This is a genomic window from Nocardia sp. CA-129566, from assembly GCF_050956075.1.
Classification (GTDB): Bacteria; Actinomycetota; Actinomycetes; order Mycobacteriales; family Mycobacteriaceae; genus Nocardia.
The window spans coordinates 8,805,546-8,817,853 of sequence record NZ_CP192085.1 but is presented as its reverse complement, the minus strand read 5'-3'; the positions used below and the strand labels follow the sequence as shown (position 1 = coordinate 8,817,853).

General features: G+C 65.5%; 11 protein-coding genes. 4 read left to right on the top strand and 7 right to left on the bottom strand.

The genetic code is table 11. From position 1 onward, the window contains the following. Nucleotides 1-37 precede the first annotated feature (37 nt). From ACQP0C_RS39200 to ACQP0C_RS39180, 5 genes are all read right to left on the bottom strand, one after another. A complete protein-coding gene (locus ACQP0C_RS39200) occupies nucleotides 38-454 on the bottom strand; it encodes a nuclear transport factor 2 family protein (RefSeq protein ID WP_433728515.1) in 417 nt (138 codons plus the stop codon). After that, a complete protein-coding gene (locus tag ACQP0C_RS39195; protein WP_433734785.1) occupies nucleotides 451-1,341 on the bottom strand; it encodes a TIGR03619 family F420-dependent LLM class oxidoreductase in 891 nt (296 codons plus the stop codon). Before ACQP0C_RS39195 ends, ACQP0C_RS39200 begins: the two co-directional genes overlap by 4 nt. Before the next feature lie 121 nt (nucleotides 1,342-1,462). Further along, on the bottom strand, nucleotides 1,463-2,632 hold the full coding sequence (locus tag ACQP0C_RS39190; protein WP_433728513.1) for a thiolase domain-containing protein: 1,170 nt from the start codon (nucleotides 2,630-2,632) through the stop codon (nucleotides 1,463-1,465). Further along, complete coding sequence (locus ACQP0C_RS39185) at nucleotides 2,629-3,669, bottom strand: thiolase domain-containing protein (RefSeq protein WP_433728511.1); 1,041 nt, start codon at nucleotides 3,667-3,669, stop codon at nucleotides 2,629-2,631. Before ACQP0C_RS39185 ends, ACQP0C_RS39190 begins: the two co-directional genes overlap by 4 nt. A 9-nt stretch (nucleotides 3,670-3,678) precedes the next feature. Further along, entirely contained in the window at nucleotides 3,679-4,641 is a 963-nt protein-coding gene (locus ACQP0C_RS39180; protein WP_433728509.1) for a Zn-ribbon domain-containing OB-fold protein, read from the bottom strand. 205 nt (nucleotides 4,642-4,846) lie between these two features. On the opposite strand from ACQP0C_RS39180, the gene ACQP0C_RS39175 reads away from it, so the two are divergent. After that, nucleotides 4,847-5,884: an LLM class F420-dependent oxidoreductase gene (locus tag ACQP0C_RS39175; protein WP_433728507.1), complete on the top strand. Its 1,038-nt coding sequence runs from the start codon at nucleotides 4,847-4,849 to the stop codon at nucleotides 5,882-5,884. Nucleotides 5,885-5,954: 70 nt separating this feature from the next. Further along, a complete protein-coding gene (locus ACQP0C_RS39170) occupies nucleotides 5,955-7,505 on the top strand; it encodes an acyl-CoA synthetase (RefSeq protein WP_433728505.1) in 1,551 nt (516 codons plus the stop codon). A gap of 531 nt (nucleotides 7,506-8,036) precedes the next feature. On the opposite strand, the gene ACQP0C_RS39165 is transcribed toward ACQP0C_RS39170, so the two are convergent. Then, complete coding sequence (locus ACQP0C_RS39165) at nucleotides 8,037-9,038, bottom strand: sigma-70 family RNA polymerase sigma factor (RefSeq protein WP_433728503.1); 1,002 nt, start codon at nucleotides 9,036-9,038, stop codon at nucleotides 8,037-8,039. Between the two features lie 182 nt (nucleotides 9,039-9,220). Here ACQP0C_RS39165 and ACQP0C_RS39160 point away from each other — a divergent pair, with 182 nt between their 5' ends. After that, nucleotides 9,221-9,637, top strand: coding sequence for a VOC family protein (locus ACQP0C_RS39160; protein WP_433728501.1), 417 nt, complete (start codon nucleotides 9,221-9,223; stop codon nucleotides 9,635-9,637). Nucleotides 9,638-9,703: 66 nt separating this feature from the next. Here the strand turns inward: ACQP0C_RS39160 and ACQP0C_RS39155 are convergent, their stop codons facing one another. Continuing rightward, a complete protein-coding gene (locus tag ACQP0C_RS39155) occupies nucleotides 9,704-10,486 on the bottom strand; it encodes a crotonase/enoyl-CoA hydratase family protein (RefSeq protein ID WP_433728499.1) in 783 nt (260 codons plus the stop codon). Between the two features lie 95 nt (nucleotides 10,487-10,581). On the opposite strand from ACQP0C_RS39155, the gene ACQP0C_RS39150 reads away from it, so the two are divergent. Beyond that, nucleotides 10,582-12,231: an acyl-CoA synthetase gene (locus ACQP0C_RS39150; RefSeq protein WP_433728497.1), complete on the top strand. Its 1,650-nt coding sequence runs from the start codon at nucleotides 10,582-10,584 to the stop codon at nucleotides 12,229-12,231. The last annotated feature ends 77 nt before the right edge of the window (nucleotides 12,232-12,308 follow it).

The following is a 12,308-nucleotide window of genomic DNA, read 5'->3' as shown; positions in this document are numbered from 1 at the left end:
GCCCCTCTCGTGCTGCCCCGAGGGGGAGGCAGCGTGCTCAGGTAGCGGTCTTCGCGGTCGCCATGGCGCGGTCGACTTCCCAAAATGCCCGCAGCGCAGCGATTTTGCCCGTTTCGTCCACCTTGTAGGTGAAGACGCCCTCGGCGTCGATCTGGTGCCCGCCCATCCTGGTGCGGATCAGGCCGGTGAAGGCGATCTCATTGCCGCAGGCGAACGAGTCGCCGAAGTGGAATTCGATCGAATCGGTCTTCGCGATCGCCATATCCCAGAATGCCGCGATGGCCTCCTTGCCGCGATGGCCCTTGCCCTCCGGATCGAAACCCGAAGGGCCGACGGGATCTTCGACAATGCCGTCGGCCGCGAACAGATCGACCCACGCCTGCTTATCGCGCGCTCGCACCGCAGCCTGCGATGCGAGTCCGGCGGCCCGTGCTGGATGTTCGGTGGTACTCATACTGCTGCCTTCGCGACGATGGGTTCCTCGATATTCTTCGCGGCGAAGCGGCGCAGTGACTCCTGCTTGGCCGCCAGTTCACCGTCGAAGCCGATGCCATCGGCCAGCCACGGGATCACGATCGCATCGGTCACGCCGGCATCGGCCAGATCCTGATATCCGGTGCGTCCGAACTTGTCGACGCACACCGCCTGGATCTCGAACGGCACCTGTTCGCGGCCGAATTCGGCGCGCAGCGCGCCGAGCTTGCCGATGGTGGTGCACAGTTCGGCATAGGTCATCATCGCCGAGGTCCAGCCGTCACCGACCTTGGCCGCCCGGCGCAGTGCGGGTTCGGTGTGGCCGCCGATATAGAACGGGACCGGCTGACTCGGCGCCGGGCTGATCTGCAGCGGATCGAAATCGAAGAATTCCCCGTGGTACTCCACCATGCCGCCGCCGAGGACCAACTTGATGACCTCGATCATCTCGTCGACTCGCGCGCCACGTTTCGCGTAGGGCACCCCGCACCATTCGAATTCCTCTGGTGCCCAACCGATTCCGACGCCGAATCCGAACCGGTTGCCGGACAGATTGGCCACCGAGCCGACCTGCCTGGCCAGCAGCAGCGGATTGCGTGAGCCTAGCTTGAGCACGTTGGTGTAGAAGTGAATTCGGCTGGTCACGGCCGCCATGGCGGTCGCACCGATGAGCGGGTCGACCCACGGTGTCTCCGGTCCCCAGAACCGGCTGCCGTCGGCGGTGTAGGGATACTTCGCCGCCGCCGACTTCATGTAGAACAGCGAGTCGGGGAGTGCGATCGATGAAAATCCGCACTCCTCAGCGGTTTTCGCCAGTTCGGGCAGCTGTTCCAGCGGACTCAGCGCGATGCCGAGGGTGAACTTCAATGTTCCTTGGCTCATATCAGCGGTCCTCTGTGTGTCGATGTGGTCATCGAGTCGGTGTACGTCGACCGGGGAAGCGATGCGTCCCCGGTCGACCTCCGGAGCCGTGGGCTCGGCGACAGCCTCAGTGCGGCTGTTCCGAGCCGACAACCCACATGGAGAAGTACTGCGACCCGCCGCCGTACGCGTGCCCGAGCGCCTTCTTGGCATTGGCGACCTGGTAGTCCCCGGCCCGGCCCATGACCTGTTTGGCGGCCTCGGCGAACCGGATGAGTCCGGAGGCGCCGATCGGATTCGAGGATAGAACGCCGCCGGACGGGTTGACCGGCAGCGTGCCGCCGATCTCGGTCTCGCCCTTATCGGTGAGCTTCCAGCCGTCGCCCTGGGGGACAAAGCCCAGATTCTCCAGCCACATCGGCTCGAACCAGGAGAACGGCACGTAGATCTCGGCCACGTCGATCTCGTTGAGCGGGTCGGTGATTCCGGCGGCCTGCCACAGCGCGGCGGCCGCATCCTGTCCGGCCTGCGGATTGACCTGATCGCGTCCGGCGAAGGTGGTCGGCTCGGTGCGCATGGCGGTGCCGTGCACCCAGGCGACCTTCTTGCCGGTGGCCTCGATGGCCTTGGCGGCTTCCTCGTCACCGATCACCACGGCGCAGGCGCCGTCCGAGGACGGGCAGGTCTCATCGAATCGGATCGGATCCCACAGCATCTGGGAGGAGAGCACCTTCTCCAGCGTGATGTCGGGCTGGTGCAGGTGCGCGAGCGGATTCTTCGCGCCGTTGCGGCGATCCTTCACCGCGACCATCGCACCGATATGGCCCGGCGCGTTCGATCGGCGAATGTAAGAGCGCACATGCGGTGCGAAGTAGCCGCCCGCGCCCGCGCCGACCGGCATGGTGAAGGGCACCGGAAAGGACAACGCCCACATGGCATTCGATTCCGACTGCTTCTCCCAGGCGATGGCGAGTACCCGCTTGTGCACCCCGGCCTGCACCAGATTGGCGGCGACGACGCCGGTGGAGCCGCCGACGGATCCGGCGGTGTGCACGCGCAGCAGTGGTTTTCCGGTGGCGCCCAGGGCATCGGCCAGATACAGCTCGGGCATCATGACGCCCTCGAAGAAGTCCGGTGCCTTACCGACCACCACCGCATCAATATCGGCGATGGTCAGCCCGGCGTCGTCGAGTGCACGATCGATGGCCTCGCGGCACATGCCCGCCATGGACACATCGGTTCGTTTCGTCACGTGATGGGTTTGTCCGGTGCCGAGCACCGCAGCAGGTAAAGTCATCGGCTCGCCTCCGAATCCAAAACGGCAACCAGGTTCTGTTGCAGCGCCGGACCGCTGCTGGCATGGGCGAGCGCCCGATTCGCGGTGCCCGCCATGATCGCCTCGGCCGCGAAGCCGATGCGCTCCAGGCCCGCCGCGAACATCGGATTGGCGGCGAGTGCGCCGCCGGATGGATTCACCTTGGTCTCGGGCCGCAACCCGATGGCCTCGGTGAGGATCAGCTGCTGATGGCTGAACTGCGCGTGCAGTTCGGCGATATCGAAGCCGCTGGTATCGCCGCCGGTAACCGACTGTGCCGCGGCCGAAGTCGACGGGGATACGGTCAGATCGCGGGCGCCGAGGTTGGGTGTGTCCACCCGGTGCGCCATGCCGGTGAGCCAGGCCGGGCGCTCACAGAGTTCCCGGGCCCGATCGCCGACCGCGAGCACAATGGCGGCGGCACCGTCGGTGATCGGCGCGACATCGTGCGCGCGCAGCGGATCGGCGACATACGTTGCGGCGAGCAGGGTTTCGATATCGCCGGAGTCACCGGCGGCGACCGCCGCCATATCGCGTTCGGTCCAGCGCCCCGCGTCCAACCCGGCCCGCGCCTGCAGACCCGCGATCGACCAGGCGTCCGGCCAGAGCGGAGTGACCAGGTAGGGATCGAGCTGCATGGTGAGCACCTGGCGCAGCGTGCCCGCGGAGGACTTGCCGAAGCCGTAGACAAGCGCGGTCTTCGCCTGTCCGGAGCGCAGTTTCACGAATGCCTCGTACAGCGCCCAGGCGGCGTCCATCTCGACATGCGATTCGTTGATCGGCGGTACCGCGCCGATGGCGTCGACCGCCGAGATGAAGGAGAAGGCCCGGCCCGCGAGGTAATCCGAGGAACCGGAGCACCAGAAGTCGATATCGGACTTGGTGATGCCGAGTCGGGTGTAGAGCTGCTGGAAGACGGGCACCAGCATCTCGACACCGTTGGTGGTGCCGAAGGTCTCCGGCACATGCGGTGCGTGGGCGAATCCCACGACCGCGATGTCGGTGGCGTTGTTGGTCAACGTGGCCTCTCAGAGGTGGTGCTTATAAGTGTCGTAGTCGGCATCCGGCTCGCCGGTGGGGCGGAAGTGGTCCACATTGCTGAGCCCGAAGCCCCACTCCTCGCGCGGCTTCCACACCGCCTCCACCCGCATGCCCATGCGCACCTCGCTCGCGTCGCAGCCGAGCACCAGGTGCAGCACCGGGATATCGGCGCCGTCGAGCAGCACATAGGCCGCGACATACGGCGGCTTGATGCGCTGGCCCATGAACGGCACATTGACGATGCAGAAGGTGGTCACAATGCCGCGGTCGGGCAGTTCGACGATCTCGTCGGTCGGCCTGCCGTCGGTCGGATTGGCGCCGCGCGGCGGGAAGTACACCTTGCCCGCGGCGTCGGTGCGCCCACCGAGCAGTTTGCCCTCGGCCAAGCCGCGCAGGTAGACGGTCTCCTGCGGGGACGCGCTGTGCATGTAGTTCAGGTCGACCGGCGTGACCAGTACCGTGACCGGCTCGCCGTCCGAACCGGATGGCGCTGGTGCGGTGGAGGTTTCGCCCGGTTCGAAGCAGACGATGTCCTTGATGCTGCCGGTGGTCTCGCCCGCCCACCGGGCGACGACGCGCTGGCCGGTGTGGATGTCCTCGGGTGCGGCGACGTCGACGGCGTGCAGCATGGTGGTGTCCGCGCCGTCGAGTTGGATCAGCGCCCAGGCGAACGGGCGGTCGAACGGCTGGCCTGGCAGCGGATCGCGGACCCAGGTCCACGATCGGACGGTGCCGGTATCGGCCACGTCGACGAATTCGGTCAACGCCGCGGAGGTGACCGGATCGTATTCCGGCGGCGGTACCAGCACCCGGCCGTCCGAGCCGCGCACGCCGACGATTTTGCGGGCGCGCAGTTCGGTCAGGAAGGTGCCGATGACCGGCCCGACCGACCGCGTGTAGTCGAATTGCACCCGAAGGGGTGCACTGAGTACATCGGGCGGTGTGTTCAATTCCGGCCCTCTGTCATCCGCGATTGTGCCGGATGCGGTATGCCCACCCGTCGCCCGACCACCGCCCCTCATGGAGTCGCTTCGCGACGCTGTATTTTCATCAGCCACGAAATCGAGTAGAACAGGTTCTTATTCTGGTGGCAAGAAGTTGCTGATCCTTTCGAGCGACCTGCAAGCAGTCGCTAGCGATAGAAAGAGGTAGTCCATGAAGTTCGGATTGCAACTCGGGTACTGGATGGCGCAGCCGCCGAAGAATGCGGGCGAGTTGGTGGTCGCCGCCGAGGCGGCGGGTTTCGACGCGGTGTTCGCCGCCGAATCCTGGGGATCGGATGCCTTCGGGCCGCTGATGTGGTGGGGCTCGGCCACGCGGCGGGTGCGGCTGGGCACCTCGGTGGTGCAGATGTCGGCCCGCACCCCCGCCGCGACGGCCATGCACGCGCTGACGCTGGACCATCTCAGCGGCGGCCGGGCCATCCTCGGGCTCGGCGTCTCCGGGCCGCAGGTGGTCGAGGGCTGGTACGGGCAGCCGTTCGCCAAGCCGTTGCAGCGCACCAGGGAGTACGTCGGCATCATTCGCCGCATCCTGGAGCGGCAGGCGCCGGTCACCAATGACGGGCCGCAGTACCCGCTGCCGTACACCGGACCGGGATCGACCGGACTCGGTAAGCCGCTCAAGCCGATCGTGCACCCGCTACGAGCGGATATGCCGATCTGGCTGGGTGCGGAGGGGCCCAAGAATGTCGCGCTGACGGCCGAGATCGCCGACGGCTGGCTCGCGATCTACTACGCGCCGCGGCTGGCCGGGATGTACAACGACTGGCTCGACGAGGGCTTCGCCCGGGCGGGCGCGCGGCGTTCGCGGGACGATTTCGAGATCGCCGCGAGCTGTCAGGTGGTGATCACCGACGATCCGAAGAGCGAACTCGAGCGGATGCGCTGGATCATGGCGCTCTACATCGGCGGCATGGGCGCGCCGGAGCTGAATTTCCACGCGCAGGTCTACCGGCGGATGGGCTACGAGCGCGAGGTCGACGAGATCGGCAGGCTCTTCCGGTCCGGCAAGAAGGCCGAGGCCGCCGCGATGGTGCCGGATGAGCTGATTTTGGATACCGCGATCATCGGCGACGAGGAGCATGTGCGTAAGCAACTCGAGGTCTGGGAAGCCGCCGGGGTCACCGAGATGCTGGTGTCTGTTCCAGATATCGAGCAATTGCATCGGCTCGCACCCCTTGTACAGATGTAGAACACGTTCTAAATTCGTAGGGGTGACTGATTCACCCACCCCGTCGGCTCCGCCTCCGCACCGTCCCCCTGTGCAGGAGTCAGTAGAAATTCTCGGTCTGTGGAACATCGCGAACGCGGAACCCGATCGGATCGCCCTGGTGGATCCATCCGGCCGCGAGGTGAGCTATCGCGAATTGGCCACGCTCGCAAACCGTTACGGCACCGGCCTGCGGGCACTCGGCCTACAGCCCGGTGACGTGCTGGTCAGCATGGTGCACAACTGCGTCGAGGCGGTCGCCGCCTACTTCGCGGCCTACCAGGCCGGGCTGTACATCGTTGCGGTGAACTGGCATCTGACCGGCCCCGAGGTGGCCTACATCCTGGCCGACAGCGAGGCCAAGGCCTTCATCGCGAGCGATCGGTTCGCCGCCGCCGCGATCGCCGCGGCGGATGAGGCCGGACTGCCGGCCACCGCGCGCTTCGCGGTCGGCGAGATCGAGGGCTTCAAGTCCGTGGCCTGGTTGGGTGCCGCCGATACCGGTCGGCCCGATAACCGGACCACCGGTGCGCCGATGCTCTACACCTCGGGAACCACGGGGCGGCCCAAGGGCGTTCGGCGTCCGCTCACCGGCACCGACCCGGATGTCGTTCCGGTGGCTTCGACCGCGTTCTTCGGTCTGTTCGAGCTGAAGCCCTATGACGATCACGTGCACATCTGCGGTTCGCCGCTGTATCACACGGCCGTGCTGAACTTCGCGACCATCTCTATTCAGTTGGGGCACAAGCTCGTTCTGATGGATCGCTGGGACGCCGAGGAAATGCTGCGGCTCATCGACAAATATCGGGTGACCCACAGCCATATGGTGCCGACCCAGTTCCACCGGCTGCTCGCGCTGCCCGCGGACGTGCGCGCGAAGTACGACGTGTCATCGCTGCGCAGCATGGTGCACGGTGCGGCTCCGTGCCCAGCCGAGACCAAGCGGTTGATGCTGGAGTGGTGGGGGCCGACGGTCACCGAGTACTACGCGGCGACCGAGGGCGGCGGCACGGTCATCAACGGCACCGACTGGCTGAAGAAGCCGGGCTCGGTGGGCAAGGCCTGGCCATGGTCGGTCATCAAGGTGCTCAGCGAGGAGGACGGCTCCGAGTTGCCCGCCGGGGAGCCCGGTCTGGTCTATATGAAGATGGGCGCGTCCAGCTTCGAATACCACCACGCCAAGGAGAAGACCGAAGAATCAAGGGTCGGTGACCTTTTCACCGTCGGCGATATCGGCCACCTCGACGAGGACGGCTACCTCTACCTGCACGACCGCCGCTCCGATCTGATCCTGTCCGGTGGTGTGAACATCTACCCGGCCGAGATCGAGAACGTCCTCACCACCCACCCGAAGGTCGAAGACGTCGCGGTCTTCGGTCTGCCGCACCCGGATTGGGGTCAGGAGGTCAAGGCCGTCGTCCAGCCGGTAGCCGGTATCGAGGGCAACGACGAACTCACCACCGAACTACTGGCCTACGCCGCAACCCAATTGGCGAAATACAAAATGCCCCGCTCCATCGACTACCTCGACGAACTCCCCCGCGACCCCAACGGCAAGCTCTACAAGCGCAAACTCCGCGACCGCTACATCCCGGCCTCATAGCGGAATCGCTGTCGCACACCCAGTGCCTATCCCGCAGAACATGCACGGCCTACGAGAAAGTCACTGCTCATACGGGATGTTCACAGGCTGTGCGTGACGGCCGCGCCGGTCACCTGGGGGTCCGGGCTGCGCGTCGCCCGGTTCGGTCTGGGCGATCGCCTGGTCCGGCCTACTTGTCACCAGGGTGACGAACTGCGCCGCGACACCAACCGCAAGCTCCACGAGCGCTACATCCCGAGGAGGGAGTGCTATCGCATGCGTCGCCCGGTCCGGTCTGCTCGTCGCTCGCGTGGCCTGCTGGTCACCTCCCCCGGCGTAGAGACTGCTGTCGCATACCCAGTGAGTGTCGCGCAGGGGGTACACGTTCTGCGCGATAGTCACTGGTTGTGCGGGACGTTCATAGGCTGTGCGTGAGCCCTGCGCGCGGCATCCGGTCTGGTGTGCTCGCCATCGGTGGAATCTCCCCAGTGTGCTTGGCCCTTCGGTCGGCCTGCTCGTTCCGTCCGGCAGCCCTGCCACCCGGACCCGACCTCAGGCGGGTTCGCGCAGCTCCGGTGGCAAACCGAACAGCGGGAACAGCTTCTCCGTGTCGAGGAAGAAGTTGAGTCCGGCGATGGTGTCGCCGTCCAGTTCGAGCACTGTGATCGACCACGGAACCCAAACGCCTGCTTCGGTTTCGTGTGGTTTGTAGTGGCCGAAGGCGGGGTGGCCGTTGGCGCCTGCCAGGCGGACCATGCGGGAATCGCGGCAGCCGCTGCCGGTGCCGAGCATGAAGGCGGCCACATTCTCGGGGCCGGAGATCCACAGTTCGATCGGCGGCATGGACAGTGCCACATCGGCTTTCAGCAGGGTGGTCAGGGTGTCCATATCGTAGGCCTCGAAGGCCTTGACGAAATCGTCAATGAGTTTGCGCTGATCGTCATCGGATTCGTCGTAGCTGTCGGTGTCGGCGGGCTGCACCTTCGACATGGTCGCCCTGGCGCGCTGCAGTGCGCTGTTCACCGATGCGGGGGACATGGTCAGCGCCTCGGCCGTCTCGCTGGCCGAGAATCGCAGCACCTCCCGCATGATCAGGATGGCGCGCTGGGTGGCGGGCAGATGCTGACAGGCGGCGACGAATGCCAGCCGCAGCGTGTCCTTGGCGGAGGCGTGCTCGGCCGGATCCGAGCCGAAGGCAAGCGCATTGGGGATCGGCTCGATCCAGACGTAATCCGGCTGCGGCATGGGCAGCGGCGAATCCGGCCGCGACGGACCGGACAGATCCATCGGCCTGGCCCGCCGCTGTGGGCCGTCGAGCATATCGAGGCAGACATTGGTGGTGATCTTGTACAGCCAGGATCGTAGGCTGGCGCGACCCTCGAACGAGTCATAGGACTTCCACGCGCGGGTGAAGGTCTCCTGGACCGCGTCCTCCGCTTCGAAGGAGGAGCCGAGCATGCGATAGGCGTAAGCGCACAGCTCTCGCCGATGTCCTTCGAAGGACTCGAGGACGTCCGGGGTGAGGCCGACGGTGGAGCCGGACGAGTCGTTCATGGGTGTCACCCTGCCACAGCCCACCGACACATTCGAGATCCAAATGCCCCTTACCTGCGGAATCAAGATCACCACGATGGCGATGTCGGCTTGTGCCCGGGTTCACGGGCACCGCCGCGATGAGTTCGGCGCGGTCGTGGCGTCTATACCTATAAACCGCCGAAGACGACGTAAGGACCACCATGCCCAGCAAGATGATCTTCATCAATCTCCCCGTCGCAGACCTGGGCCGGTCCAAGAATTTCTACGAGGCCATCGGCTGGAAGGTGAACCAGGACTTCACCGATGAGAACGCCGCCTGCATCGTCATCGACGACAATATCTGCGCCATGCTGCTCACCAGGGACTTCTTCACGACCTTCAGCAAGCGCCCGATCGCCGATACCGTCGCGACGGTCGGCGGCGCCTTCGCGTTATCGCTGGCGAGCGCGCGCGAGGTCGACATCCTCACCGAGGCCGCGCTGGCCGCTGGCGCCACCGAGGAGCTCAACGAGGATCGCCGCGCCGAGGAGGCCCAGGTCGGCATGTTCGGCCGCACCTTCATCGACCCCGACGGCCACCAGTGGGAGCCCTTCTGGATGGACTACCCCGGCAATTGATCCGCCGCGGCCGGTCGAATGGTGGCCCGGGTGCCACCATTCGAATCGCCTCGGCGAGAACGTAATTCAGCTGCCGATGAAGGTGGGCTTGCGCTTTTCGGCGAAGGCCCTGGGGCCCTCCTTGGCATCGGCGGTCCGGAACACCGCCATGCCGAGTTCGGCCTCGATCTGGAAGGCGTCCTCTTCCGGCATGGCCTCGGTCTGCCGAATGGTGCGCAGAATCGCCTGCACCGCAACGGGTCCGTTCGCCGCGATCTGCGCGGCGAGTTCGAGTGCCTTGTCCAATGCGGTGCCGTCCGGGACCACATGTCCGATCAGCCCGATCTCCTTGGCCTCGGCGGCGGTGACGTGCCTGCCGGTCAGCAGAATGTCGGCGGCGATGGTGTAGGGAATCTGGCGGACCAGCCGAACGGCCGAGCCGCCGAGCGGGAACAGGCCCCAACGCGCTTCGGACACACCGAATTTCGCGCCTTCCCCGGCCACTCGGATATCGGTGCCCTGCAGGATCTCGGTGCCACCGGCGATGGCAGGACCCTCCACCGCCGCGATCAGCGGTTTGGTGAGTCGGCGGCCCTTGAGCAGCGCCTCCAATTTGGTCGGATCGAAACTGCCCGCGGTCGATGCGTCGCCGGGATGCCGGGCCGACATCGCCTTGAGGTCCATGCCAGCGCAGAATGCGCCGCCCGCGCCGGTCAGGATCGCGACGCGGATATCGGGATCATTGTCCACCTGATCCCAGGCGTCGCGCATGATCGCCATCATCTCGGCCGACAGCGCGTTGCGGGCCTCGGGGCGATTCATGGTGACGATGAGGACGTGATCGCGCTTCTCGACGAGGCAATCTGGCATTACTCGATCTCCTGACACTCAGGGGGCCGGCGGAGTCGGCCGGATGGGCAAATTCAGCCTTGTCAGAAACAGTAACACGTTCTATTTTTAGCTCTGTGAGCTACAACATAGCGGACCTAGTCGAACACGCCATCGATCTGATGCCCGACCGCGTAGCGCTGGCCGACGACGGCCGCGAGGTGACTTACGCGCAGCTGGAGGAGCGGGCCAATAAACTCGCCAACTACCTGCTGCAACAGGGTGTCCAACCGGGTGACAAGGTGGGCATCTATTCACGGAACACGATCGAGGCCGTCGAGGCCATGGTCGCGGTCTTCAAGGCCCGCGCCGTGATGATCAACGTGAACTTCCGATATATCGAGAACGAGTTGCAGTATATCTTCGACAATTCGGATATGGTCGCCCTGATCCACGAGCGCCGCTACAGCGACCGGGTGAGTGGAGTCCGCCCCAAGACACCTCTGTTGAAAACGGTCATCGTCGTGGACGACGATACGACCGACACCATCCCCACCGCAGCGGATTCGGTTGAATACGAGGCGGTGCTCGAGCAGTCCTCGGGTGAGCGGAACTTCGGCGAGCGGTCCGCCGACGATATCTTCATGCTCTACACCGGCGGCACCACCGGCCTGCCCAAGGGCGTGATGTGGCGGCACGAGGATTGGTGGCGTGTACTCGGCGGCGGCATCAACTTCCTCACCGGCGAATACGTCGAGGACGAATGGCATCAGGCCAAGACCGGCGCGGGCAATCCGCAGATGGTCCGGTTCCCGATTCCGCCGATGATCCACGGTGGCTCACAGACGGCGACCTTCCACAGCCTCTTCGACGGCGGCAAGGCCGTGATGATCCCGGAGTTCACCGGGCACGGGGTGTGGCAGCACATCGACCGGCACAAGATCAACCTCATCTTCATCACCGGTGACGCCATGGCCCGGCCGATGGTCGACGCCCTGATCGAGGGCAATCCGGAAACCGGTGCACCGTACGACCTTTCGAGCCTGTACCTGATCGCGAGCAGTGCCGCGCTGTTCTCGCCGACGCTCAAGGACAAGTTCCTGGAACTGCTGCCCAACCGGATGATCACCGATTCCATCGGCTCCTCCGAAACCGGTTTCGGCGGTCTTTCCGTTGTCGCCAAGGGCGCCAACCACACCGGTGGTCCCCGGGTGAAGATCGACGCCGCCACCCAGGTGCTCGACGATGACGGCAATCCGGTGGTGCCGGGCTCCGGGCAGGTCGGTTTCCTCGCGCGCAGCGGCCACATTCCGGTCGGCTACTACAAGGACGAGGCCAAGACCAAGGCAACGTTCAAGGAGTTCAACGGAATTCGCTACTCGATTCCGGGTGACTACGCCCGGGTCGAGGAGGACGGCACCGTCACCATGCTCGGCCGCGGCTCGGTCAGCATCAACAGCGGTGGCGAGAAGATCTACCCGGAGGAGGTCGAGGGCGCGCTCAAGATCCATCCCGAGGTCTTCGACGCGCTGGTGGTCGGTGTTCCCGACGAGCGGTGGGGGCAGCGGGTGGTCGCGGTCGTGCAGTGTCGCGGAGATAAGCGGCCCACCCTGGAGGAACTGCGTCCGGTGCTCACCCAGGAGATCGCGTCCTACAAGCAGCCGCGCAGCCTGTGGTTCGTGGACCAGATCAGGCGCAATCCGGCGGGCAAGCCGGATTACCGCTGGGCCAAGGCGCAGACCGAGGAGCGCCCGGCCGACGAGCACGCCGAGGCGAGCGGCAAGTAAGACGGCAGGGACGACCTGAGACCGGCGGGGCTGCCGCGAAAAGCGCGGCAGCCCTGTGTCGTTCGAGGTCGCTGTGT

Excerpts from the sequence above, each read along its gene's own strand:
- ACQP0C_RS39200 (WP_433728515.1), bottom strand. The coding sequence starts at position 454 with ATGAGTACCACCGAACATCCAGCACGGGCCGCCGGACTCGCATCGCAG.
- ACQP0C_RS39190 (WP_433728513.1), bottom strand. The coding sequence starts at position 2,632 with ATGACTTTACCTGCTGCGGTGCTCGGCACCGGACAAACCCATCACGTG.
- ACQP0C_RS39175 (WP_433728507.1), top strand. The coding sequence starts at position 4,847 with ATGAAGTTCGGATTGCAACTCGGGTACTGGATGGCGCAGCCGCCGAAG.
- ACQP0C_RS39165 (WP_433728503.1), bottom strand. The coding sequence starts at position 9,038 with ATGAACGACTCGTCCGGCTCCACCGTCGGCCTCACCCCGGACGTCCTC.
- ACQP0C_RS39160 (WP_433728501.1), top strand. The coding sequence starts at position 9,221 with ATGCCCAGCAAGATGATCTTCATCAATCTCCCCGTCGCAGACCTGGGC.
- ACQP0C_RS39155 (WP_433728499.1), bottom strand. The coding sequence starts at position 10,486 with ATGCCAGATTGCCTCGTCGAGAAGCGCGATCACGTCCTCATCGTCACC.